Source organism: Halapricum desulfuricans, from assembly GCF_017094525.1.
In the GTDB taxonomy this organism is placed as follows: domain Archaea; phylum Halobacteriota; class Halobacteria; order Halobacteriales; family Haloarculaceae; genus Halapricum; species Halapricum desulfuricans.
In genome coordinates, this window is the sequence record NZ_CP064788.1 from 1,929,066 (window position 1) to 1,949,917 (window position 20,852).

General features: G+C 62.2%; 28 protein-coding genes. 14 read left to right on the top strand and 14 right to left on the bottom strand.

Translation table 11 applies throughout. The annotated features are described in order from the left end of the window. Positions 1–88: 88 nt before the first annotated feature. Positions 89–913 carry an HD domain-containing protein gene (locus HSR122_RS09965; RefSeq protein WP_229109555.1) on the bottom strand — a complete coding sequence of 275 codons (825 nt, stop codon included), beginning with the start codon at positions 911–913 and terminating at the stop codon, positions 89–91. Positions 914–1,021: 108 nt separating this feature from the next. Between HSR122_RS09965 and HSR122_RS09970 the strand changes: the two genes are divergently transcribed. After that, the gene (locus tag HSR122_RS09970) at positions 1,022–1,765 is read left to right on the top strand and encodes a DUF502 domain-containing protein (protein ID WP_229109556.1); all 744 of its coding nucleotides are present in this window, start codon (positions 1,022–1,024) and stop codon (positions 1,763–1,765) included. A gap of 5 nt (positions 1,766–1,770) precedes the next feature. Next, positions 1,771–2,181, top strand: coding sequence for an archease (locus HSR122_RS09975; RefSeq protein ID WP_229109557.1), 411 nt, complete (start codon positions 1,771–1,773; stop codon positions 2,179–2,181). Positions 2,182–2,202: 21 nt separating this feature from the next. Here the strand turns inward: HSR122_RS09975 and HSR122_RS09980 are convergent, their stop codons facing one another. After that, entirely contained in the window at positions 2,203–2,379 is a 177-nt protein-coding gene (locus HSR122_RS09980; RefSeq protein ID WP_229109558.1) for a hypothetical protein, read from the bottom strand. Between the two features lie 277 nt (positions 2,380–2,656). On the opposite strand from HSR122_RS09980, the gene HSR122_RS09985 reads away from it, so the two are divergent. The 5 genes from HSR122_RS09985 to HSR122_RS10005 all read left to right on the top strand — a co-directional run bounded on the left by HSR122_RS09985 (position 2,657) and on the right by HSR122_RS10005 (position 6,932). After that, positions 2,657–3,022 (top strand): DUF555 domain-containing protein, encoded by a 366-nt coding sequence (locus HSR122_RS09985; protein WP_229109559.1) that lies wholly within the window; start codon positions 2,657–2,659, stop codon positions 3,020–3,022. A gap of 54 nt (positions 3,023–3,076) precedes the next feature. Further along, a complete protein-coding gene (locus HSR122_RS09990; RefSeq protein WP_229109560.1) occupies positions 3,077–3,619 on the top strand; it encodes a CBS domain-containing protein in 543 nt (180 codons plus the stop codon). Positions 3,620–3,705: 86 nt separating this feature from the next. Beyond that, complete coding sequence (locus tag HSR122_RS09995; protein WP_229109561.1) at positions 3,706–4,434, top strand: ArsR/SmtB family transcription factor; 729 nt, start codon at positions 3,706–3,708, stop codon at positions 4,432–4,434. Positions 4,435–4,626: 192 nt separating this feature from the next. Continuing rightward, the gene (locus tag HSR122_RS10000; protein ID WP_229109562.1) at positions 4,627–6,456 is read left to right on the top strand and encodes an SLC13 family permease; all 1,830 of its coding nucleotides are present in this window, start codon (positions 4,627–4,629) and stop codon (positions 6,454–6,456) included. A 47-nt stretch (positions 6,457–6,503) separates the two neighbouring features. Then, the gene (locus HSR122_RS10005) at positions 6,504–6,932 is read left to right on the top strand and encodes a universal stress protein (protein WP_229109563.1); all 429 of its coding nucleotides are present in this window, start codon (positions 6,504–6,506) and stop codon (positions 6,930–6,932) included. An 81-nt stretch (positions 6,933–7,013) separates the two neighbouring features. On the opposite strand, the gene HSR122_RS10010 is transcribed toward HSR122_RS10005, so the two are convergent. The 4 genes from HSR122_RS10010 to HSR122_RS10025 are packed head-to-tail and all read right to left on the bottom strand — an operon-like array spanning position 7,014 to position 8,594. After that, complete coding sequence (locus HSR122_RS10010) at positions 7,014–7,397, bottom strand: hypothetical protein (RefSeq protein ID WP_229109564.1); 384 nt, start codon at positions 7,395–7,397, stop codon at positions 7,014–7,016. Between the two features lie 43 nt (positions 7,398–7,440). Further along, positions 7,441–7,665 carry a glycine zipper 2TM domain-containing protein gene (locus HSR122_RS10015; protein ID WP_229109565.1) on the bottom strand — a complete coding sequence of 75 codons (225 nt, stop codon included), beginning with the start codon at positions 7,663–7,665 and terminating at the stop codon, positions 7,441–7,443. Between the two features lie 47 nt (positions 7,666–7,712). Further along, positions 7,713–8,006 (bottom strand): stress response translation initiation inhibitor YciH, encoded by a 294-nt coding sequence (yciH, locus tag HSR122_RS10020; protein ID WP_229109566.1) that lies wholly within the window; start codon positions 8,004–8,006, stop codon positions 7,713–7,715. Positions 8,007–8,063: 57 nt separating this feature from the next. Then, entirely contained in the window at positions 8,064–8,594 is a 531-nt protein-coding gene (locus HSR122_RS10025) for an HTH domain-containing protein (RefSeq protein ID WP_229109567.1), read from the bottom strand. A 285-nt stretch (positions 8,595–8,879) separates the two neighbouring features. On the opposite strand from HSR122_RS10025, the gene HSR122_RS10030 reads away from it, so the two are divergent. Further along, positions 8,880–9,518: an IS6 family transposase gene (locus HSR122_RS10030; protein ID WP_229109568.1), complete on the top strand. Its 639-nt coding sequence runs from the start codon at positions 8,880–8,882 to the stop codon at positions 9,516–9,518. A gap of 223 nt (positions 9,519–9,741) precedes the next feature. After that, positions 9,742–10,245 carry an amino acid-binding protein gene (locus HSR122_RS10035; protein WP_229109569.1) on the top strand — a complete coding sequence of 168 codons (504 nt, stop codon included), beginning with the start codon at positions 9,742–9,744 and terminating at the stop codon, positions 10,243–10,245. Between the two features lie 18 nt (positions 10,246–10,263). On the opposite strand, the gene HSR122_RS10040 is transcribed toward HSR122_RS10035, so the two are convergent. Next, positions 10,264–10,806: a tRNA (cytidine(56)-2'-O)-methyltransferase gene (locus HSR122_RS10040; protein ID WP_229109570.1), complete on the bottom strand. Its 543-nt coding sequence runs from the start codon at positions 10,804–10,806 to the stop codon at positions 10,264–10,266. 50 nt (positions 10,807–10,856) lie between these two features. Then, positions 10,857–11,498: a DsbA family protein gene (locus HSR122_RS10045; RefSeq protein ID WP_229109571.1), complete on the bottom strand. Its 642-nt coding sequence runs from the start codon at positions 11,496–11,498 to the stop codon at positions 10,857–10,859. Positions 11,499–11,713: 215 nt separating this feature from the next. Between HSR122_RS10045 and HSR122_RS10050 the strand changes: the two genes are divergently transcribed. From HSR122_RS10050 to HSR122_RS10065, 4 genes are all read left to right on the top strand, one after another. Next, the gene (locus HSR122_RS10050) at positions 11,714–12,523 is read left to right on the top strand and encodes a DUF2797 domain-containing protein (protein WP_394355523.1); all 810 of its coding nucleotides are present in this window, start codon (positions 11,714–11,716) and stop codon (positions 12,521–12,523) included. Positions 12,524–12,606: 83 nt separating this feature from the next. Beyond that, positions 12,607–13,629: a DUF7490 domain-containing protein gene (locus HSR122_RS10055; protein ID WP_229109572.1), complete on the top strand. Its 1,023-nt coding sequence runs from the start codon at positions 12,607–12,609 to the stop codon at positions 13,627–13,629. After that, positions 13,622–14,050 carry a hypothetical protein gene (locus HSR122_RS10060; protein WP_229109573.1) on the top strand — a complete coding sequence of 143 codons (429 nt, stop codon included), beginning with the start codon at positions 13,622–13,624 and terminating at the stop codon, positions 14,048–14,050. The genes HSR122_RS10055 and HSR122_RS10060 overlap by 8 nt, the downstream gene beginning before the upstream one ends. Before the next feature lie 43 nt (positions 14,051–14,093). Continuing rightward, on the top strand, positions 14,094–14,576 hold the full coding sequence (locus HSR122_RS10065) for a hypothetical protein (protein ID WP_229109575.1): 483 nt from the start codon (positions 14,094–14,096) through the stop codon (positions 14,574–14,576). A gap of 198 nt (positions 14,577–14,774) precedes the next feature. On the opposite strand, the gene pan1 is transcribed toward HSR122_RS10065, so the two are convergent. Then, positions 14,775–15,989, bottom strand: coding sequence for a proteasome-activating nucleotidase Pan1 (gene pan1, locus HSR122_RS10070; protein WP_229109576.1), 1,215 nt, complete (start codon positions 15,987–15,989; stop codon positions 14,775–14,777). 181 nt (positions 15,990–16,170) lie between these two features. On the opposite strand from pan1, the gene HSR122_RS10075 reads away from it, so the two are divergent. Then, entirely contained in the window at positions 16,171–16,437 is a 267-nt protein-coding gene (locus tag HSR122_RS10075) for a MarR family transcriptional regulator (protein ID WP_229109578.1), read from the top strand. Positions 16,438–17,708: 1,271 nt separating this feature from the next. On the opposite strand, the gene HSR122_RS10080 is transcribed toward HSR122_RS10075, so the two are convergent. From HSR122_RS10080 to HSR122_RS10100, 5 genes are all read right to left on the bottom strand, one after another. Continuing rightward, positions 17,709–18,590 carry a hypothetical protein gene (locus tag HSR122_RS10080; protein ID WP_229109579.1) on the bottom strand — a complete coding sequence of 294 codons (882 nt, stop codon included), beginning with the start codon at positions 18,588–18,590 and terminating at the stop codon, positions 17,709–17,711. Continuing rightward, entirely contained in the window at positions 18,587–19,009 is a 423-nt protein-coding gene (locus HSR122_RS10085) for a hypothetical protein (RefSeq protein ID WP_229109581.1), read from the bottom strand. Before HSR122_RS10085 ends, HSR122_RS10080 begins: the two co-directional genes overlap by 4 nt. Beyond that, positions 19,006–19,611 (bottom strand): site-specific integrase, encoded by a 606-nt coding sequence (locus HSR122_RS10090; protein WP_229109583.1) that lies wholly within the window; start codon positions 19,609–19,611, stop codon positions 19,006–19,008. Before HSR122_RS10090 ends, HSR122_RS10085 begins: the two co-directional genes overlap by 4 nt. A gap of 443 nt (positions 19,612–20,054) precedes the next feature. Beyond that, a complete protein-coding gene (locus tag HSR122_RS10095; RefSeq protein WP_229109585.1) occupies positions 20,055–20,273 on the bottom strand; it encodes a hypothetical protein in 219 nt (72 codons plus the stop codon). 67 nt (positions 20,274–20,340) lie between these two features. Next, positions 20,341–20,715, bottom strand: coding sequence for a hypothetical protein (locus HSR122_RS10100; RefSeq protein WP_229109587.1), 375 nt, complete (start codon positions 20,713–20,715; stop codon positions 20,341–20,343). Positions 20,716–20,852: the final 137 nt, after the last annotated feature.

Consider the following 20,852-nt stretch of genomic DNA (forward strand, 5'->3'; position numbering starts at 1 on the left):
CGCCAGACAGTCCGATCTATCTCTGACATGCGCCAGACAGTCCGATCTGTCGGCAGCGATACATCGACCGACGACAGTCCGCTCGCATCTACAGTTCGATCCGCTCGACGATCCGGTCGCCCTCCTGATGGGTGTTGACCGCGACGATCCGGATGTCGTCTTCGAGCCCCGAACCGTTCAGTTTCGCCTTGAGGAGGTTGTCGACCTGATAGACGCCGGCGGCGTTGTTCATCTCGATTTCCACGAGGACGACGCTGTCATCACCCTGCTGGAGACGGACCGTCTCGATCGCCTGACTGGAGACCGTGTTGATCCCCCGACCGCCGTGCTCGTAGGGGATCCGCGAGCGTCCTCGCTCCATATCAAGCGCGTCGGCAACCCTGACGACGCCTGCCTCCGTCGTGAGCGGCTCCTCTTCGGTGTCGTGACAGAGAATCGCGTGCAGTATCTCGCCCTTGAGTCTGATCCGCTCTTCGACGTCGTACGAGGGAATCCCTGGGAGAAATCGATCGAGCACGTCCGCAGCCAGCGGGATCGAGTAGTACGGGTGTTCGTCCCGGTGGACGATATGGCCGATATCGTGTAGCGTCGCAGCGAGCGCGATGATGACGGCCTCGTCGGCCTCCTCGAGGCCCTGGTCGGCCGCCCCGTTGAACGGGACTGAGCCGCGCTTGAGCAGGTCGTAGAGACACAGCGCACGGTTTCGGACGATGGAGATATGTTTCGGTCCGTGATCGTTGTATCGCTTGCGTGCCACGGGGTTTACGTTCTGAGCCGCCAGCAGCGCCTGTATCTCGTCGTCGTCTTCGATCCGCTCGAGGACGTCGTTGACGCGCTCGTCCGGGAACGAGTGATCCGCATCGGGGTCATAGACGCGCCCGGCGGTATCGTCGTCCGTGTCCTGTTCGCTCATACGTGTTCGTTGGTCGCCGGCAAAAAACGCTTGCCGATCCGGGAACCGTGTGTGCCGTCAGTCGCGCGCCGACCGATTTTTGTGGTCCCGTCGTGAGGGTGCAAACGGATGCAGACCGATTCCGAGCGAGGAGCCGAGCAGCGAGGCGTTCGCGAGCAGATTCGGTCGGCCATGATCGGTGGCCTGGCCGTCACGGTCCCGATACTGGTGACGGTGTTCGTGCTCAACTTCGCGATGAACCTGCTGCTCAATTCGGTCGGACCGCTCGCCGCGCTGTTGCAGGTGCTCGGTATCGACAACGATATCGCGTCCACGCTCGCCGCGCTGGTGACACTGCTCGTGATCATCTTTCTCATCGGGTTCGCCACCGAACGGAGTCGCGCGTCCCGTCGGATCGAGCAGGCGTTCAACCGGGTCGTCTCCGAGATACCCGGGGTCGGAGCGATCTACAGTAGTTTCAACGAGATGAGCGACCTGCTGCTGGACAGTGACGTCCAGAGCTTTCAGGAGGTCAAACTCGTCGAGTACCCGACCGAGGGATCGTATTGCGTGGCGTTCGTGACCGCCGAGACGTCCCAGAACATCCGCGACGCGACGGGGATCGACGGGATGACGACGCTGTATCTGCCGATGGCACCGAACCCGGTCATGGGCGGGTTCGTCGTCCACGTCGACGACGAGCAGGTCTACGACGTCGACATGACAGTCGAGGAGGGGATGCGATCGGTGGTGACCAGCGGCGTCGCGGTCAACAGCGCCGAGGACGTGCCGATCGAAGACGTGCCGGGCACCGGCGACCGGTCGATCGTCGAGAACGTCTCGGAGCGGATTTCCGATTCCGGCAGCGAGTGAGCCCGATGAGTTACGAACTGCGCGAACACACGGCCGACGTCGCGGTCGAAGCCACCGGAGAGACGATCGACGCGGTCTTCGGAGCGGTCGCTGACGGTCTCGCCGCCGCGATGCACGACGACCCGCCCGGGGAAGGCAGACGGTTCGAACTGACCCGGACGGCCGAATCACGGGAGGCGCTCCTCTTTGATTACCTCGACGAGCTCATCTACCAGCGAGACGTCAGGGCCGTGCTCCCGGTCGACAACGAGGCGACCGTCCGGGAGACGGCAGACGGGTGGACGGTCACGGCAAGCGCCCGGGGCGTCCCGCTGTCGTCGATCACGGCTCGGGAAGTCAAGGCTGTCACCTACTCGGAGATGCGACTCGAGTCGACCGCCGACGGCTGGCGAGCGTACGTGGTATTCGACGTGTGATAACGCTCCGAGAAGTCTCGATCAGGCCTGTTCGGCGGTCCGTTCGTAGGCGGCTTCCAGTCGGTCGATCGCCCGGTGAACCGGGACGGGGACGCCGGCCCGGCGTGCGACCAGCGCGACCGGCAACAGCGCGATGCCGACCAGCACGGTCAGTTGGTACAGTGCGAACAGGGTCGTGTGGTACAGCCGTGATTCCATCGGTCTTTCCTCGCCTGAGTGTGGGCTATTCAGCGTATATAAAAATTTCTGACGGAGATATGGTAGTTTGACAGATAATGAAGAACTATTGCCGCTACGTCTTGCGATTCAGGTATAGTTGGACTATACTCAAGTCGATGTGATTTTCCCCGGAGTGACGGGTAATCGAGCGGTTGGAAACGGCCGTCATAGCCATAAGTTATGGCCATTATCGGGGTGGCGTGCGCGCCGGGGCGAATCATAAAACACCAAGAGGCTCGGGCCGGTATGGACGCGTATGAACTACCTCGTCGCAATGGAAGCCGCCTGGTTGGTGCGAGACGTCGAAGACATCGACGACGCGATCGGTGTGGCGGTCAGCGAAGCAGGGAAGCGATTGAACGACAAGGAGATGGATTACGTCGAGGTCGAGGTCGGTGCGACGGGCTGTCCGGCCTGTGGCGAGCCCTTCGACTCGGCCTTTATCGCCGCCGACACGGCGCTTGTCGGTCTCGTCCTGGAGATGAAAGTGTTCAACGCCGAGAGCATGGAACACGCCCAGCGGATCGCCAAGAGCGAAGTCGGTGGTGCGCTCCGGGATGTCCCGCTGAAAGTGATCGAAACCGTCGAATTCGAAGCGGACGAAGAGGAAGTCGAAGCGTGACGACCGTCCGGGGCCGCCGGTAGCTTTTTGCATTACCCTGGGTTATACAGTGGCATGAAACTCCCGACGCCGGAAGACCTGCGCGAGCGCCGGACGGAGCTGGATCTCACCCAGAGCGAGCTGGCCGAGCGAGCCGAGGTGTCCCAGCCGCTGATCGCCCGGATCGAGGGCGGCGACGTCGACCCCCGGCTCTCGACGCTCCGGCGGATCGTCAACGCCCTGGAGGAGGCCGAAGGGAGCATCCTTCGCGCCTCGGACCTGATGAACGAAGCCGTCGTCAGCGTCGCGCCGGACGACTCGGTCCGCCACGCCAAGGACGTCATGGACGGGAAGGGCTACTCGCAGGTGCCGGTGATCCGTGACGGGTCGCCGATCGGCCTGATCGGCAACACCGACATCCGACAGCGGTCCGACGAGAACGTGGGCGAACTCCCGGTCGCGGAGGTCATGCACGAGTCGATCGCACAGGTCGAACCCGACGCCACGATCGACGAGGTCGACACGTATCTCGATCACAAGGCCGCCGTGCTCGTCGTCGAGAGCGGACGGACGGTCGGCATCATCACCGACGCCGACATCGCCGCCCACGTTTCCTAGGTCGTCGGGCCGACCCGCCGGTACCGAAGTGGTGGTCTCGCGCCGACGGACAAGATTGATACAACGGGGTGTGCTACTGAACCGTAATGTCGCTGTTGCCCTCGAAGCCGGACACGCCGGCCGCCGAGGCCGAGTCCGAACCGCGGGTCATCGGCGTCGACAGCGACGACGCCGACGACGTGATCTCGGCGCTCTCTTCGGATACTGCCCGACGGCTACTGGCCGAACTCCACGAGGAACCCGCCCCGCCCGCTGAACTGGCCGACCGCGTCGATACGTCCCTGCAGAACGCCCAGTACCACCTCGAGAACCTCCAGTCGGCCGGCGCGGTCTCCGTCGTCGACACGGCTTACTCCGAGAAAGGACGGGAGATGGACATCTACGCGCCGGCCGACCAGCCGCTGGTCATCTTCGCCGGCGGCGAGGACGAGACGACCGGTCTCAAGGCGGCGCTCTCCCGACTGATCGGCGGCCTCGGCGTCCTCGGGATCGGGAGCCTCGCGGTCCAGCGGCTCTACGGCGACGCTGGAGTCGGGAGCGACGCAGTACCGGCCGGCAACGAGACGACTGGTGGGGCCGCCGGCACGACGCCGACCGGCGAGACTGCCGTGAACGGGACTGACTACGTCCTCCAGGCGACGAACGCGACGACGACTGCGACGGACGCAGCGACGACAGCGACGGACACAGCGACGACAGCGACGCCGACTCCGGAAGCGACCGACGCGGCGGCCGGCATCGAGCCCGGACTGCTGTTTTTCGCCGGCGGCGCAGTCATCCTCGCGCTGTGGCTACTGGTCTGGTATCTCCGGTAGCTCAAAACGCCGTTTGACCTTCCGGTACGCCCTTTATGTTACCGCCGATAGGCGCAGATGGTGACGGCGACACGCGGTCCGGCCACCCGCGAACGCACGTGCCGTCGCCGTCTCCCGCTGGTCCGTTTTTCGGCCCTCCAACAGGGATCGTCGACCCGAACGTTGACGTGACCTATCGACGAAATGCAAGCGATGCTCCTGCAGGCCGGACCGGAGTTGACACCCGAGATCGCCGTCGTGTTCGCCATCGTCGCGGCGGCAGTGATGCTGTTCGTCAGCGAGGTGATCCCGAGCGACGTCACGGCGCTGTCAGTGCTCGTTTCGCTTGTCGTCTTTCGGGAGTACACGGGCGTCGACGCCGAGGCCGCCCTTTCGGGATTCGCCAGCACCGCGACGATCACGATCCTCGCGATGTACATCCTCAGCGCGGGCGTCAGGCGGACCGGCGTGGTCAGCCGGCTCGAACGCGTCGTCGCGGCGTACGCCGGCGACAGTCGACAGCGACTGCTCGGCGCAACGATCGGGATCACCGGTCCGCTGGCCGGCGTCGTCAACAACACGCCGGTCGTCGCGCTGTTCATCCCGATGATCACGGACCTGGCCGACCGGACCCACACCTCGCCATCGAAGTTCCTCATTCCCCTCTCCTACGCGGCGATGCTCGGCGGGACGCTGACGCTGATCGGCACGTCGACGAACCTGCTCGCGAGCTCGGTGGCCGCGGATCTCGGCGTGGCCGGCACGCCGTTTTCGATGTTTCAGTTCACACCGCTGGGGGTGCTCGTGTTCGCGGTCGGTTCGGTCTACCTCCTGACGGTCAGTCCGGCGCTGTTGCCGTCCCGGATCGAACCACACGATCTCACCGAGGAGTTCGGCCTCGGCGGTCGGCTCGCAAGGGTGTACGTCCCGGAATCGTCGTCGCTGATCGGTCTCACGCCGGCACAGGTCCGAACGGACGCCATCAAGCCCCTGCAACTCGTCCGGGGCGAGGAGACGTTCGTCGCCGCCGGCTCGGACCGGACGATCGAAGCCGGCGACGTGCTGACGATCCGGGCCGAGACGCCGGTCGCCCAGTCGATCGCCGAGGTGGCCGGCCTGCGCCGGCTCCCGCAGGCGAAGGTGACCGAGGAAGAGCTGGCGCTGGGGTCGGGTCGCGGGACGCTCGCGGAGGTGATCGTCCCGGGCGGCTCGGGACTGATCGGACAGGCGATCGGCGACGCGCGTCTCGAAGAGCGATTCGACGCGACGGTGCTGGCCGCCCGGCGCGGCGGGGAACTCGTCGTCGAGGACGTCGCCGACGAGATCCTCTCGGAAGGCGGCGGCCTGTTGATCTACGCCACACAGAGCGGGATCGAACACCTCGAAGAGACGGGTGAATTGCTCGTCACCGAAACCGTCGGAGACGGGTTTCCGGAGCCGGAGCCGATCGACTGGCGCGAGGCGGGACTCGCGGTCGGGATCGTCCTCGGAGTGATCGCGGTCGCCGCGACCGACCTGCTGGCTATTTCCGTCGCGGCGCTCGGCGGTGTCGTCGCGATGGTCGTCGGCGGCGTCATCGATCCGGAGCGGGCCTACGCGGCGGTCGAGTGGAACGTGATATTCCTGCTCGCGGGCGTGATCCCGCTCGGGCTGGCGATGGATCGCACTGGCGCGGCGGCGTATCTCGCGGCACACGTCACCGACGTGTCGACTGCACTGCCGACCCTCGCGACGGTCGCGCTGTTCTACCTGCTGACAGGGCTGCTCGCGAACCTCATCACGCCGGTCGCGAGCGTCGCGCTCGTGTTGCCGATCGCCGTCTCGACCGCGGCAGATCTGGGGGCCAGCGCGTTCGCGTTCGTGTTGGCGGTCACGTTCGCGGGCTCGACGGCATTCATGACGCCGATGGGGTACCAGACGAACCTGATGGTCTACAGCCCGGGCGGGTATCGGTTCACCGACTACGTGCGGGTCGGCGCGCCGCTCCAGTTGCTGCTGGCCGTGGTGACGACGCTCGGGATCGAAGTGATCTGGGGCGTGTGATCGCGGTGGGGCATATTCCTTTGTGCTCGGGGTGCCAACTACCGACGATGACGATACTCGTGCCAGTCGCGAGCGGTCCACTCCGGGATCGCGTGCTCGAGACGGCGATCGAACTCGGAGCGGCGTTCGGGGAGGACCTCTACGTCGTCCATCTAGTCGACGAGGAGACGGCCGACGGAACCGCAAAGCGGGTCCGCGACGAGATCAGAGAGCGCGTCCGATCCGCGGACATCGCCGCGACAGTCTCACTGGAGTACGTCGGGCACGGACTCGCCCGTGCCGGACCCCGGATCGGCCAGGACGTGATCGAACTGGCCGCCGACGTGACCGTCACGCACATCGTCATGGGACACACGTCGAAGGGACTGCTCGAAGAGCTGACCCGGGGTAGCGCGGCACAGGCCGTCATCGACGCCGCGACGGTCCCGGTGACGGTCGTACCGGACGCCGCCGAAACTCCGGCACCAGAGGAGTGACTCGCTCTATCGTCACGTCGAACGGGCCCGTTCGGACCCGTCCGAAACCCGCGGCCCGTGAGTTCACGCAGACGCGCCCGCTCACGCTCGTTCGACGGTCAGATCGACCGTCCACGCGTCGTCGCTGTGAGCCGTCAGCGTCTCGTAGAACTGCCGCAACCCGGCGGACTCCGTCGCCGGCAGGACGTACAGCTCGACAGTCCCGTCCCGGACCGCGACACGGAAGACGTCCCCCGTCTGCCCGTCATGAACGAGATACAGCGGCATCGGGAGGTCCAGCCAGTCGCCGTACGTGTACGGCTCCGATTCGAGGATCGCTTCGACGAGCGCCCGCAGGTCGGATTCGGACCGGTCGCCCGTCGGTCGGAGACGGAAGACCGTCTCGCCCTCGTACTCGACCCCGCCACTGTAGGGATAGCGCCGCTGCGGACGGGCGGGTATCTCGAAGGACGGTTCCGGGGGCACACCCGGCGTTACGGCGCGATAGAACATAAAAACGCGCCCGCGACTACGACTCGTCTGTCGGCTTCTTGCCGGCGCGATCCCTGGCCTGTTCGACGAATTCGTCGACCGAGACGCGCTTTTCACCGACCGTCGCGCCGACGAGCGCGCCGAGTCCGGCTCCGGTACTGGCCGCGTTGCGACTGACGAGTCCACCGACGAACGCGCCGATCGAGGCACCGACTGCGGCGTACTTTGCACGACTAATCGCCTGTTTGATTCGATTCGCCATACTTCTAGTACGGCTTTTGACGTAATAAAAGTGCGTGTCTCCCGGCACTACTGGACGGTGTAGCCTTCGTCTTCGAGATACTCCGTGACGCGGTCGACGTGATCGCCCTGAAGTTCGATCCGACCGTCGTCGACAGTGCCCCCACACGCGAGTCGCGATTTGAGTTCCGAAGCCAGTTCTCCGACGGCGACGTCGTCCGGGTCGAGGCCGTCGATGATCGTCATCTGCTTGCCGTATCGCCGCTCGTCTGTCTCGACAGTGACCTCCTGCGACTCCTTTGCGACGTCCTCACAGACACAGAGCTCCTCCGGGAGTCCGCACGTCGGGCAGACGTCTGCCATCGTCTTGAGTACGACCGGCGGCGTGAAAAGCTCTGTCCCCGCAGCTGGGTCAAGGGGCTACTCGTCTTCTTCGACGGGCGCGCGCATGTCGTCGATGACCAGCACGAGGACGTTGTTCGTCTCGTCTTTGCCATCGATCGTCCCGATAATCTGCAGGCCCGCCGACGGCGTCGGTCCGGCAGTAATCGTATCGCCCGGCTCGAAGTCGGACATCGATCCCTGGAGGTAGATCTCGGCGCGGCACTTCTCGGGGTGGTGGACGCTCGTCAGATTGATCTCGGTGACGTTCGCTTCCTCGACGAGCTCGCCGTTGTGATAGAGTGAGACGTCCGCGGACCGGTCCATCTCCTGAATCTGCAGGGCGTCGTAGGCCTTCGCAGTCGGTTTGTACCCGCCTTTCGGACCCGGGACGCCCTCGACCAGCTGCAGAGCTTTGAGGCTCTGCATCTGGTTGCGGATCGTCCCCGCGCTGCGGTCGATCTCCGCTGCGATCCGCTCGCCTTTGACCGCGCTGTCGCTCTCGCGGTAGCTGTTGATCAGTTCCTGCAAGATCGTCTGCTGGCTCGCCGTGAGCTCGATACCGGACATGGTCAGTGTTCGTAACTCCGTACCAACGGCTAAAACAGTTTTTATCCAGTTCGATCGTTTACGTCAGCCAGCTAGTATACCCCGAGCCCGTGCGACTCTCGTGCGTGTTCGAGAAGTTCCTCCGTGCTCTCGAACTCCGCACCACAGGTACACGTGTGATACCCCGTCTGGGATTGCTGGCGTGTCGCCATACACGTTCACTTCGTCCCGGAGTATAATAATTGTTTGTGGACGTTTGGTGGTCGCGTTAAGTTAGAGGATGAGGCGGACGAGTTCTGAGTGTCTATGACAGAAACCGGCCGCCTCAGCGAGAGTATCGCGTGGATAGACTTGTCGTTTGTGGAGCGAGATCGGACTCCCGAGTGGGCGATTCAAGTAGGCATCCGATGTCACTTGGCAGGTATGTCATTACGGGATGCCAGTCAGTTTCTCGATGAGTTGGGAGTCCAACGGAGTCATGTAGCGATCCACGAGTGGGTTCACAAAGCCGATCTACAGCCAATTTCGACAGTCACTGCGGATCAGCTTACGGTCGACGAGAAAATGATCCGCCTGCATGGACAGCAATTCTGGCTGTACGGCGCTGTCGATCCCGCGACGAACGAAATATTGCACGTGAGCCTATTTCCAACGGCGAACAAACAGACCACGCGGTGGTTTCTCGACGAACTCCATCGTCGCTATCAGCTCGACAACGTCCTGTTTCTCGTTGATGACGCCGATTACCTTGCTCCGGTCCTGGCTGAAGATGGCTACCGATTTCAGATACTCGCACATGGAAATCGGAATGCCATCGAACGTGTCTTTTGGGAGGTAGAACGACGAACATCTTCGTTTGCAAATAGTTTCAGCCATGTCGAGCTAGAGACAGCTGAAGAATGGCTCGAAGCCTTTGCCGTCTATCACAACTCACGCCAAAGTTAACGCGACCCGTTTGGTACCGAGACACACACTTCGGCGGCGACGAAAGTGTACATATGACGATCCTACCGTCGAAAACCGAGGGATTTTCCAGAGAACGTCCGCTCGACATCGAGACGAGACAAGACGAGTGGGACGCTCGTTGAGGAGCGTGTCGACCGATCGCGGCGATCGGCTCTCGTTGCCGATAACCACGCTCAAGGCCCTGGCCCGTCCTGTATCGGGTATGTTCGACGAGATTATGGAGAAATTCGAAGACAGTCCGAGTCAACAGCGGGTGATCCGGTTGCTGCTTGAGCGCGGGTTTTCGGTCAGCGACGAGGGTCGTGTCGTCTCGGGCGGGATCGAGATCCCGAACACGGGAATCGCCCGCGAGATCGACGTCGATCGACGGGTTGTCGACGCCACGACCACCGCCATCCTCGAAGACGAGCAACTGCGGCGCATCTTCCAGAACATCTCCGCGATCCCGAGTCTGATGGACCTCGCGCCGGTATTGGACCTGTCGGTCCTGACAGTGACAGTCTCCGACGCCGAAGCCACGGGAATCGTCGCCGCCGTCACGGGGGCAATCGCCGAACACGGTATCGCGATCCGGCAGGTCATCAGCGACGACCCGGAGTTCTCCGACGAGCCGAAGCTGTACGTCATCACCGGCCAGCCCCTCCCCGGCGAACTGATCAACGAGATCCGGGAGCTGTCGTTCGTCAGAAAGATCGAGCTGCAGTGATCGACCGAGGGGGCGACATCACTCGTCGTCGGTGTCGATCACGCGCTTGCCGGTCTCCTGGGGGACGACTCGCTTCTCGGCGTCCTGCCAGTCGCGTTCGAGTTCCCGCCCCTCGAACAGCCGATCGAGAAACACGGCCAGCGCGGCGATCTCGGAGTGGGGCTGGTTCGTCACACCGACGTTGAAATCGGCGCGCTCGTAGATCTCGAAGGGGACTTTCTCCGCGCCGACGACGACGAGCAGCGGTTCCTCGCGGTGGGCGGCCCGGACCTCGGCTTCGACGTCCTGGATCGGCTGGCCGTACATCGTCAGGTGTGCGATCGAACCCTCCCACGACCGCACGCGACTCAGCGGCCGATCGGTCACCTCGACCTCGAAGGGGCCGCCGAAGCGGTCGGTGATGTCCGTAACGGTCTCTTTGCGTCCTGCCGCCGCCTCTTCGAGGACGAGTCGATCGGCTCCGAGCGCACGCGCGGTGAGTCCGACGTGGGTGGTCATCCGTTCGTCCCGCCCCGGACGATGGCCGAGTCTGAGGACGACGACGTCGGGCTGGTCTTGCATACTCGACTCCTCTTTCGGGACGGGTTAGCCGCTTTCGGATCGGTCGGACGTCACAGCGCGTCGTCGACGGCCTGCGAGACCGTCTCGAAGTCGTAGCGACCGAGGGCGTTACCGTTCACGAAAACCGTCGGGGTCGAGTCGACGCCGAGGCTGTCGCCGTACTGTCTGTCGGCTACGACCGTCGTTTCGTACGTTTCGTCGACGGCAGCCGATCTGACGGTTTCCGGATCGGCACCGACCTCTTCGGCCAGCGTTTCGTAGAGCGACGGGCCGAGATCCGACTGGTTTTCGTACAGTCCGTGTGAGAACTCCCAGAACGCGTCTTCGCCGACGGTATCCTGAACGGCCCGAGCGGCGTTGGGTGCGCGCCAGGATTCGTCGCTCAGCGGAAGCGGGAAATCGTGGTGTTCGTATCGGACCGTTCCCGGCTCGACGTACTCGCTGATGAGATCCGGGAGATGGTCGAGAACAAAGGTCGCACAGTGGCCACAGACGTAATCCTCGAACGCCATAACGGTCACGTCGGCGTTCGAGTCACCTCGAACTGGTGTCGGAAGCGTCTCGGCGTCCGGATCGACCGTCGTTTTCGTTCCCCCACGGCTGAGTGCACCACAGCCGGCGAGCCCGACTGAGCCCGCGACAGCCCCGCTCACGAGGAACCCGCGGCGTGTCGTCGACGTTCGCTCTGTCATGAGACTGGATCCGCGTCCGACTCGGATAATATCGTCTGTCCAGGCCCGTGTTGCCCGTTCTATCGTGCCCAGTGGGTCGTCGTCGCTTCGCAATCGACGCTCACGGCACACAGCCACGCCCGGATCGTCCGTTCTCCGGCCGGACGGTCGGGATCGGAAACCGTCTCGACGAGCCGCTCGCCCGGTTCGAGCGTCCCCGTCCGCAGGGCCCGGTGATGGCAAGGGCCAAATCCCTCCGGGCGCTACGGTCGGGCGTGCAAATCGTCGGCTACGAGACGGACACGCCGGGCGAGGAACCGGCGCTGCTGCTCGCGGACGACGGGGACGTCCAGCGGCGGGCGCTTCAGCCGGGTGAGCGACTCGAGCTGTCCTTAAAACAGCGCCACTGTGCCGGGACGATTGACGGCTCCGGCGACACGCTTCGCCATCTCGCCTGTGACGCTCAGCAGGCACCGTACTGTCCCCAGCACACCGACCGCTGGCCGTGTGCGCGCTGCACGGGAGACTGTGACCTCCCGCTTTCGACGTGTCGGGAAGAGCACGCCGTCTATCTGGCGGCGTTCGCACCGGCGACGTTCAAGGTCGGCGTCACCCGATCGTGGCGGCTCGAAACCCGGCTCCGCGAGCAGGGGGCGGATCGAGCAGCCCACATCCGAACCGTCGAGAACGGTCGCATCGCCAGACAGATCGAGGCGGACATCGCGACCGACGTGGGCGACCGCGTCCGCGTCCCGACGAAGATCGAGGGCCTGCACCGCACTGTCGATGCCGACGCCTGGGCTGATCTCCTCGCGGGGTACGACCCCATCGCGACGTATACCTTCGACTACGGGCTTGATATCGACGATCGGCCGGTCGTCGAGACGATGGCGACCGGGACGATCCGAGGCAGCAAGGGGCGGGTGCTCGTGCTCGAGCGGGCGGGGAGCACCTACGCCGTGGACATGCGTCAGCTGATCGGGTACGACGTGGGCCGTCAGGCCGCATCGCGGCAGTTACAGTCCAGTCTGAGTGCTTTCGAGTGATTCGATCCGTCCTCGATTCGACTGTATTTCGTCCTCTCCCTGTTAGCACAAAACACTTATAGAAGTCACGAGCAGTCGAGGACGTGCAACGCGAACACGCACTTGTGGGGGCGGCGGCGGTGGTGCTCGTCGTCGCCGTCCTGCTCGCGCTGATCGCACCGGGGGCCCTCGCAGACGGCGAGGACGATCCGGAGCCGCAACCGGAAGGGAGACTGGACCTCTCCGAGATCCGTCTCACGCCCGCGGCAGTCTCCGAGGACTCGGCGACGCTGACGGTGACGAACTGGCTCGCCCACGAGGGCGGCACGTCGGAGAACGTCTCGCTGCTCGTCCGCGCGATCGACACTGATACCGGCTTCGTCGAGACGCGCGCGGGGAGCGACGTCGGGGACCTCGAAGGCGACCGCGACGAGCCGGTCGAGCTGAACGTGACCGTCGAGCGATCGGGTGGCTACCGCTTCGAGACGCTGGTCTTCGTCGACGGCGAGCGCCGAACGACTCGTTCGACGGAGATCGACGGCGTCAAAGCCCTCCGGCCGGCCGCCGCGAGGACGGGGCTTCAGTTTCACGAGTTCGGCCCGCTGTTCCCGACGGTAACCTATGACATCGTCTCGACGGACGATGACACTGTGACGATCAACACGACGGCGTTTCTGACCAACCACGGCGATCAGCCGGCCGAAGACCTCCAGTTGCTCGTGCGCGCCCGGCAATCGGATTCGAACATCGTCGCCGACCGCGCCACTGTCGGGGTCGAAGACGTCCGTCCGGGGCGGACGGGCACGCCGACCGCGCGCCTGTCGGTCCCTGACAACTACTCCTATCAGCTCGACGCGATCCTGACCCGTGACGACGTGATCGTCGATACCGCGGCCGCTGGGGCGAACCTCGATCCCACGGAGACCATCGAGGTGAACCGGACGACCCGTTCGATCGACCTGAACGTCGACGACTTCGTCGGGGACGACTCCGACGACAGGCGTGAACGCGAACCCGAAACCGCGACCCCTGAGACCGGCGGCGGTGACGGTCCCGGCTTCGGCGTCGCCGTCGCGCTGGTCGCCGTTCTCACAAGCGCGCTCATATTCAGACGGACACATGACTGATACTGGCAACGCTTCCGACGACACAGACGAACAGCCAGCGCAACCACATTCGGAGGCGTCCGACGGCACTCTGGACCCGCCGACTGACGACGAGAGTGCCTCGACCGAGACGCCGTCCGAGAACGTCTTCGTCGACGACGCCGCGGACGACGGGGGTGATGAATCGGTCGTGACTAGCGAGACGGGCGGAGACACGCAATCCCTGCAGGCGACCCTCGAGTTCGCCGCACTGGCCGGACTGGCGCTGTTCGCTGCCGTCACCGCGTACGGGTTCTACACGAACGCCAGCCGCGCGATTTCGGAGTTCGTCGCTGCGTCCTACGTGTCGCTGTTCCAGGCGGCGTTCAACCTCGCGCTGCTTTTGGTTACGCTGGCCGGCCTCTCGCTGCTGGCGCGTCGCCGGTTCGATTTCGCCGGGTAGCGACAAGACAACGTTTTTCCGAACCCCACGCGAAAATCGGAGCATGACAGACGACGAGCAGTCAGATCAGTCCGACGCCGAGGAACAGGAAGACATCCCATCGCCCCGGAACACGCCCCGGGCGTCCGACCCTGAAGAAGGCGAACACGGCGAAGACGACGCGGCCGACGAGGGCGGCGACGACGGGAAGTCCTTCCGCGAGCGCGTCGAGGAGATCCGTCAGCAGCGCTCCGAGGAGCGCGAAGAAGGCGAGGGCGGAGAGATGAGCCGCGAAGAACGCATGGAAGAGATGATGGGCGGTGGCGGCCCCGGCGGCATGGGTGGCGGCAATCCCTTCGCGCAGATGATGGGCGGCATGATGGGCGGCGGCGGTCCCGGCGGCATGGCTGGCGGACCCGGCGGGCGCGGCCGTGAAGAAGAGGACAGCGACAACGAAGAGATGGTCCGCGAACTCCGCAAGCTCCGCGACGAGGTCCACGACCTTCGGCGGTCGGTCGACCGAATCGCCGACGCGCTCGAAGACTAGGAGCGGTTTTCCCACCTACTCGACTGCGACGTCAACGAGCCCTGATAGTGGTTGCTGTCCGTCTGTTCCACGCGATCAATCGTTACAGCAACGAGCTGTGACCGCTCAATTGAGAGCCCCGGAGGCGAACTCCGGGCCGCTTTGCACGACGACCCGTGCGCCCAGAAGTGACGCTGACCACCGACAGCGCAGAGACTGTTACTGGAACGTTCGGGAGATCTCTTCGTCGTCCTCGGCTTCCTGCTGGATCTTCTCCCAGGCGTCGTAGAAATCCTGTTCGACGATCTCGGAGCGGTCGTCGCGGATGGCGAACATTCCGGCCTCAGTGCAGATGGCCTTGATGTCCGCCCCGGAGGCCTCGGTAACCTCCTCCGCCAGCGACTCGAAGTCGACGCTCTCGGCGAGGTTCATGTCCCGGGTGTGGATGCGGAAGATCTGTTCGCGCCCCTCCTTGTCGGGCTTTGGCACCTCGATGAGGCGGTCGAAGCGGCCGGGCCGGAGGATCGCCCGGTCGAGCATGTCGAAGCGGTTGGTCGCGGCGATGATCCGGATCTCCCCGCGGTCCTCGAAACCGTCCATCTCGCTGAGCAGTTGCATCATCGTCCGCTGGACCTCCGCGTCGCCGGAGGTCTTCGACTCGGTGCGCTTGCTCGCGATCGCGTCAATCTCGTCGATGAAGATGACGGCGGGTTCGTGCTGGCGAGCCAGCTCGAACAGGTCCCGGACGAGCTTCGCGCCCTCGCCGATGAACTTGTGGACCAGTTCCGAGCCGGCCATCTTGATGAACGTGGCGTCGGTCTGGTTGGCGACGGCCTTGGCCATCATCGTCTTGCCCGTGCCCGGCGGGCCGTGCAGCAGGACGCCGCTGGGCGGGTCGATCCCGACCTCCTCGAACATGCCGGGACTCTTCAGGGGCATCTCGACGGTCTCGCGGACCTCCTCGATCTGCTCCTGAATGCCGCCGATGTCCTCGTAGCCGACGTCGGGGCTCTGGTCGACTTCCATCACGCGGGCGCGGACGTCGGTCTCGTCGTCGAGCGATTTGACGATCGACAGGGAATTGTTGACCGCGACCCGGGCGTCGGGTTCGAGGTCCTCGCGCATCTCCTCGGTGACCTCGGTCAGCGCTTCCTGGTTGTTGCCGTGCTGTTTGATGATGACCCCCTCGTCGGTGAGTTCCTGCACGGTGGCGATGAACAGCGGCGACTGCTTGAGCTTCTTGTTCTCGTGGGTGAGTCGCTCGAGTTTCTGCTGGTACTTGTTGTTCTCGGCGTTCGCGTCGAGTAACTTGTCTCGCATCTCTTCGTTCTGTGACTCCAGCACTTCGAGACGCTCCTGCAGGGCCTCGATCTTTTCCTGCTGGGAGGCGTCCTCGTCGTACGGGAGATTGACTTCATCGACGGTGTCCGTCATTACCCCCTCGGTAGTGGATGTGTTCATAAGAGGTTTCGGGTGGTGTCAGATGTGTCTCCCACGGAAAGACGGTTTATGTCGCTCGCGACGACCCGCCCGACGATAACACCGAATTGATTACCATAGAGCATATTTTAGAAGAGAAAATATTATTACTCTGTATCCACTCGTTCGGGGTACGATGAGCACGACCGAGCCGATCGCTACGGATGCACCGACGGACCACGACCGAGAGGCACTGCGAGAGCTCCCCCCGAGCGCGAAGCTCGTCGCAAAAGCCCTAGAGTACAACGATCAGTTGACCCAGAGTCAACTCGCCGAGGAGACGCTGTTGCCCGGCCGGACGGTCCGGTACGCGCTGAACCGGCTGGAGGAGATCGGCGTCGTCGACGCTCGCTTCTCCTTTACCGACGCCCGCAAGCGCGTCTACTCGCTGCAGACCGAGTGACGCTCCACGAACCGAGGATGCTTCGTTGACCACACACTCGGTTAGCCAAGGAAAAGCCCACATTCTGACAGGAATGACGTGCAACATGCAGAGGCTGTATACAGCAGTTGGTCGTCGTTTGTTTCATCTCATCATCGTCGGAATAGTAGTTTTGGTAGGTCTGCGTATCGAGTGTTGTCAGTCGCCACTCTGAGACAAGATTGATATCCATATACGCCATTTTGTTAGCTATGATTCAAGTCAATACGGATGTGTCAGGGTCACGTCCACCAGAAAACCGATGGTGGATCCCGATCGGCATACTCGTTGCGCTCATTCCGATTATGATAGTTCTTGGGCTGGTTGCTCCCCCAGACGCCTTCTACGCACTATTTATTGCGCCTGTTGCTTTGCTCGGCTTCGTTCTCACTTTTTTCTCACCCATCTTCATTCATCTCGATAAACAGTATGTTGAGTCAGTTTCGACGTGGAAACCATCTAGTTGGTACTATTATATAATATTCCCGCCAATTACGCTTCTATCAATCGTCTATGTCTACCAGCGCCACAAATATGTGGGCGTACCGTGAGAGTCTACTGATGAGTCGATACTCTGTCTCTACCAATTCGTCGCCTCACCGGTTGCCGAACGATCAGTGACCGATACGCGCTGTGCATCTTGCACGCGAATCCTGACAAGACTTGGATAGGCAGAGCGTGCGAAGCTTTCTATGACAGGTTCCCTCTAGAGTTCGGTAGCAACTGGCTCCCGTGAGGAACGGGACGCCTCTGGTGTCCACCCAAAAGGTGACCCATCATTCGTCTTTAACTAAGCCTGATGGTGATTATTGAGTGAGGAATTATTACTGATACCAGATAAATGGATTTCAAGAGGTGAGACGCTGTTCATAGTGGAATTAGTCGATAAACGATGCTGCAAACCGGTATTTCCCGCAATTTAGCGAGTGTACAGATGAGATCTGACCAAAAATCACGGCTGAGTAGTATTACTCTGAGTATTAGCTAAAGACGGATGGCTTCACGGAGTATCCGCACGAAGGGTGGATAAGGACGAAGCCGCCGAAATGGAGGGGCGAGGTCATACCAGGTAAGTCACCTGGGGCCGGTTTTGCGGGTGATGACCACATTCATATGGCGTCAGTGCCAAGTTTAGAGCAGAAATGGAGTTTGAAGAGTTCAAGCGAGTCCTCGAAGAGCAGACGGGAGACCGCTCCCAGCTCAGCAAGGACTCGTATGAAATCGGGCGTAAGCTCGCTAACCTCCCTGATTAGCTACTCTGCTCCTCGCAGCCGATCAACAAACGCACGTTTCCCATCGTCAGTTTCTCCCTGCAAGTGAGTAGCGTCGGCCTCATTCAGAGCGGTCTCAACGAACTCACAGGACCGGTCAAGATGACGATTTGTGTAGTAGCTCCGATGATCAGTTCGGTTTACATTAATCTCCGCGAGATCGATCTGGATACCCTCTTTCCGCTCAACGCGTTCATACCCGTACTGATGCGCCCACTTCAACAACGGAAGCTGATTCCGGAGCGTGAGGATACGTTTTGAGTCGTAAATGAACTCCCGCACCCACTGGTACCACCGGCCTTCTTCTCCGGTGTCCGGCATTGAGAAGCCCTCGTCGTAAGAAGTGAGATACCGGTCAAGCAGCCCAATTCCAGTCCGGTGATTCGTGTTTGGCATTGGATGAGCGAGAATGAAGTACGAGAGCAATTCCGCACCCACATCGGGTACCAACTGCCGCCACTCGACGCGGTTCAGCACGCCCGGGATCTTCTCCAGATCCATCTTCTTGTAAGTGGAAAAGTCCGCTCCTTGCTCCTCCTTCTCTGTGAGTATCCCGTCGAAAATATCGATGACGGCAAAGAGAATCTGCTTATCGCCTTCAGAAAACTCCGTATCAAACCACTCAATGACCTCTTCTTCGGTCTCAAACTCGGGGTACGCCGCATCGAATAACGTCCGCGTGTACAGGAGGTAGATCGTCTCACCGCCGACTGATTCGTCAGCAATGGCCATCTCAATGTCAGACTGCTCCGACAGCTGAGTCGCCTTCTCAGACCGAACCTGCTTGTCGTCACTGATGAATCGGAGTGTGAACCGATTATCGGCTGGGTGGTGCAGCTGTAGCACCGGTGGTTCATCGGTCATACGTGGTCAGCGAACCACTCGGGTGCGCCTGTGTATTCCGCCCAGCAATGTTTGTGACACGGCTCGCCACGCGGGTTTGGAATCACCTTATCGAGATCAACTTGCTTGCCGCACAAATCACATTCGGCACTGTGACCGTGCGTCCGCTGGTCAGTCGAGAGGTTCTTTGTCTCAATGTACAGCTCGTGCAGCGCTCGGGGAGTCAGCCCGACTAGCACCTTTTCGTGGTCATCCTTGTTGCGCCGTTCGGGAGTGTATGTCAACACCCAGCCCTGACCCTTCTCTCCATCGCCGGCTGGCCCAAGTGAGATCGTTTGCGCGAGCTCGTCCGGGACGTAGTGCCACTCGTTGTCAGCGAACCGGGGGTAGTGACCCTTTGGACGTGGATTCTCGGAATCGACATCATCGTCTTCGCTCATACGAGACCAGCCTCCTCGAAGGCCTCGTTCACGACTTCGGGCGTCGGCGCGTTCAGATACGGTTCGATGGCCTGGAAGGAGTCCCATCCACCAACCTGCATCACGACGCGGGGATTCACCTGCTTCTCGACAAGGAGGCGCTGCGCGAACCGCCGGCGGAGATCGTGGCTGGAGACGTACCGATAGTCGTCGTCACCGGTTGCTTCCGCCGCACGCTCGGCAGTCCGCTTTACGACATCTCGGACGCCGCGTTCGGACAGTTCCACGAGCGGCTGATGCCGGTCAACGTTCTCGGCGTTCGCGTACCGGTGAATATCGCTTTCTACGTCCCGGGGCAGGTATGCATTCCGTGGCTTCCCCCCGTTTCCGCTCGTGTCCTTGCCCTCGGGGACGCGGAGCCGGTAGTGTTCGCCGTCCTCCGTCCGCCGGACGTGCCGCGGTTCGATCTGAGGAATCTCGAACGCACGCAGACCGACGTACCCGCCGAGCTGGATGATCAGGTCGTCACGGTGGGTAGCAGCGTGCCGTCGGAGCTCTTCGAGCTCCGTGTCTGTCATCCAGACTTTGTACTCGTCGTCTTTTGCAGTCGCCTCCAATCTCATGCATACTTGTTAGGAAAACTTTGCACTTAGTGCTACGGGAAACCTCGTGATCGAGTCCAAAACCCGCCATATTCCACGGTTCGTTTCCGACTTCTATGGCAAGTCAGCACTCGATAGATTGGAGCAGCTAAACGCTCAGTACCTTCCCAAGCGTAGAGTGTAGAATGGTAGGATCAAAACACATAGCCATCGGATATTTTCAACACAGCGTACGAGATATAGAGGGTGTGTACAGCAGTCGTATCCGCGCGAGCGGAGCGAGTGCGGTTCCCGGCGCGAGGCCGAAGGCCGAGCAGTTCGCTTTTTCATTGAAGTTTTTGCGCCGATCGAACGCCGACGCTCTCATAGGGATTAGCGTAGAAATCCATAGATTTCGCCCGGGAACGATGATCCGGTATCCCGATCGGAGTGACAGTTCCTCCGATCAGCTACGCTAATCCCTATCAGTTGACGGATTTCGACAGCTCCGCCCCTGCTTTGAACTTCACGTCGTTCGATGCGTCGGCAGCCCCGACAAGGTGCAGTACCGGTGCATCGAGCGCCGTTATAACGGCCGATGGGCGGACATCGGCGTCGTCGTCACAGTCGCGAGTGTCGTGCCGTGCAAGTGATTCGTGGGACTGGACTCCCCAGCAGTAGAGGTCCCCGTCGTCCCTGGACACTGATACGGTCGGTTGTAACGATTTACCGGTGCGATCGCATAACGGATGCGATCGATCCGGAACAGACTTACAACCGACCGTATGAGTGGGCACCCGCGGGCAAGTACTCGGCGTCCGGGTCGTACTGGCTCTGTAGCGTGATATTCGAGTATTTCGTCCGCCCGGGCTTTTTCCGAACGACTCTGTCGTCGGTTACCGTCTTCTTGAGGTCGATACCGCCGTCCTCAATGTCCGAGCGCGTGACGCCGACGACGAGGTTCGGGCCGTCGGCGACCAGCAGCGTCGCGCTGTTCTCGTAGAGCGCACCGTCGTCGATCTGCCAGCCGCCCACGAACAGCAGCTGGTCCTCGTGGCGGATCCGACGCACGAACAACAGCGCAGGCAGCGGGAGCGGACTGTCCGGCGGCGTCGCTGCCACGGGAACGACGAACGTCTCGGACACAGTCGCCTCCCCGATGGTGGTATCTTCGCCCCAGGAATCGTTATAGTCGAAGCAACAATCGTTCTCCCCACTCAGTTGGCCCGAGACGCGCTCTGCAAGAGCCGCGCCTTGTCTCTCACACGCCTCCAAAGACATAT

Coding starts and splice junctions, on each gene's coding strand:
- pan1 (WP_229109576.1), bottom strand. CDS start 15,989: ATGACGGACACCGTCGATGAAGTCAATCTCCCGTACGACGAGGACGCC.
- yciH (WP_229109566.1), bottom strand. CDS start 8,006: ATGGCAGACGTCTGCCCGACGTGCGGACTCCCGGAGGAGCTCTGTGTC.
- HSR122_RS09995 (WP_229109561.1), top strand. CDS start 3,706: ATGTCGCTGTTGCCCTCGAAGCCGGACACGCCGGCCGCCGAGGCCGAG.
- HSR122_RS10090 (WP_229109583.1), bottom strand. CDS start 19,611: ATGAGATTGGAGGCGACTGCAAAAGACGACGAGTACAAAGTCTGGATG.
- HSR122_RS10085 (WP_229109581.1), bottom strand. CDS start 19,009: ATGAGCGAAGACGATGATGTCGATTCCGAGAATCCACGTCCAAAGGGT.
- HSR122_RS10060 (WP_229109573.1), top strand. CDS start 13,622: ATGACTGATACTGGCAACGCTTCCGACGACACAGACGAACAGCCAGCG.
- HSR122_RS10025 (WP_229109567.1), bottom strand. CDS start 8,594: ATGTCCGGTATCGAGCTCACGGCGAGCCAGCAGACGATCTTGCAGGAA.
- HSR122_RS10035 (WP_229109569.1), top strand. CDS start 9,742: ATGTTCGACGAGATTATGGAGAAATTCGAAGACAGTCCGAGTCAACAG.
- HSR122_RS10050 (WP_394355523.1), top strand. CDS start 11,714: ATGGCAAGGGCCAAATCCCTCCGGGCGCTACGGTCGGGCGTGCAAATC.
- HSR122_RS10000 (WP_229109562.1), top strand. CDS start 4,627: ATGCTCCTGCAGGCCGGACCGGAGTTGACACCCGAGATCGCCGTCGTG.
- HSR122_RS09990 (WP_229109560.1), top strand. CDS start 3,077: ATGAAACTCCCGACGCCGGAAGACCTGCGCGAGCGCCGGACGGAGCTG.
- HSR122_RS09965 (WP_229109555.1), bottom strand. CDS start 913: ATGAGCGAACAGGACACGGACGACGATACCGCCGGGCGCGTCTATGAC.
- HSR122_RS10015 (WP_229109565.1), bottom strand. CDS start 7,665: ATGGCGAATCGAATCAAACAGGCGATTAGTCGTGCAAAGTACGCCGCA.
- HSR122_RS10080 (WP_229109579.1), bottom strand. CDS start 18,590: ATGACCGATGAACCACCGGTGCTACAGCTGCACCACCCAGCCGATAAT.
- HSR122_RS09975 (WP_229109557.1), top strand. CDS start 1,771: ATGAGTTACGAACTGCGCGAACACACGGCCGACGTCGCGGTCGAAGCC.
- HSR122_RS10045 (WP_229109571.1), bottom strand. CDS start 11,498: ATGACAGAGCGAACGTCGACGACACGCCGCGGGTTCCTCGTGAGCGGG.
- HSR122_RS10040 (WP_229109570.1), bottom strand. CDS start 10,806: ATGCAAGACCAGCCCGACGTCGTCGTCCTCAGACTCGGCCATCGTCCG.
- HSR122_RS09980 (WP_229109558.1), bottom strand. CDS start 2,379: ATGGAATCACGGCTGTACCACACGACCCTGTTCGCACTGTACCAACTG.
- HSR122_RS10075 (WP_229109578.1), top strand. CDS start 16,171: ATGAGCACGACCGAGCCGATCGCTACGGATGCACCGACGGACCACGAC.
- HSR122_RS10005 (WP_229109563.1), top strand. CDS start 6,504: ATGACGATACTCGTGCCAGTCGCGAGCGGTCCACTCCGGGATCGCGTG.
- HSR122_RS09970 (WP_229109556.1), top strand. CDS start 1,022: ATGCAGACCGATTCCGAGCGAGGAGCCGAGCAGCGAGGCGTTCGCGAG.
- HSR122_RS10030 (WP_229109568.1), top strand. CDS start 8,880: ATGACAGAAACCGGCCGCCTCAGCGAGAGTATCGCGTGGATAGACTTG.
- HSR122_RS10065 (WP_229109575.1), top strand. CDS start 14,094: ATGACAGACGACGAGCAGTCAGATCAGTCCGACGCCGAGGAACAGGAA.
- HSR122_RS09985 (WP_229109559.1), top strand. CDS start 2,657: ATGAACTACCTCGTCGCAATGGAAGCCGCCTGGTTGGTGCGAGACGTC.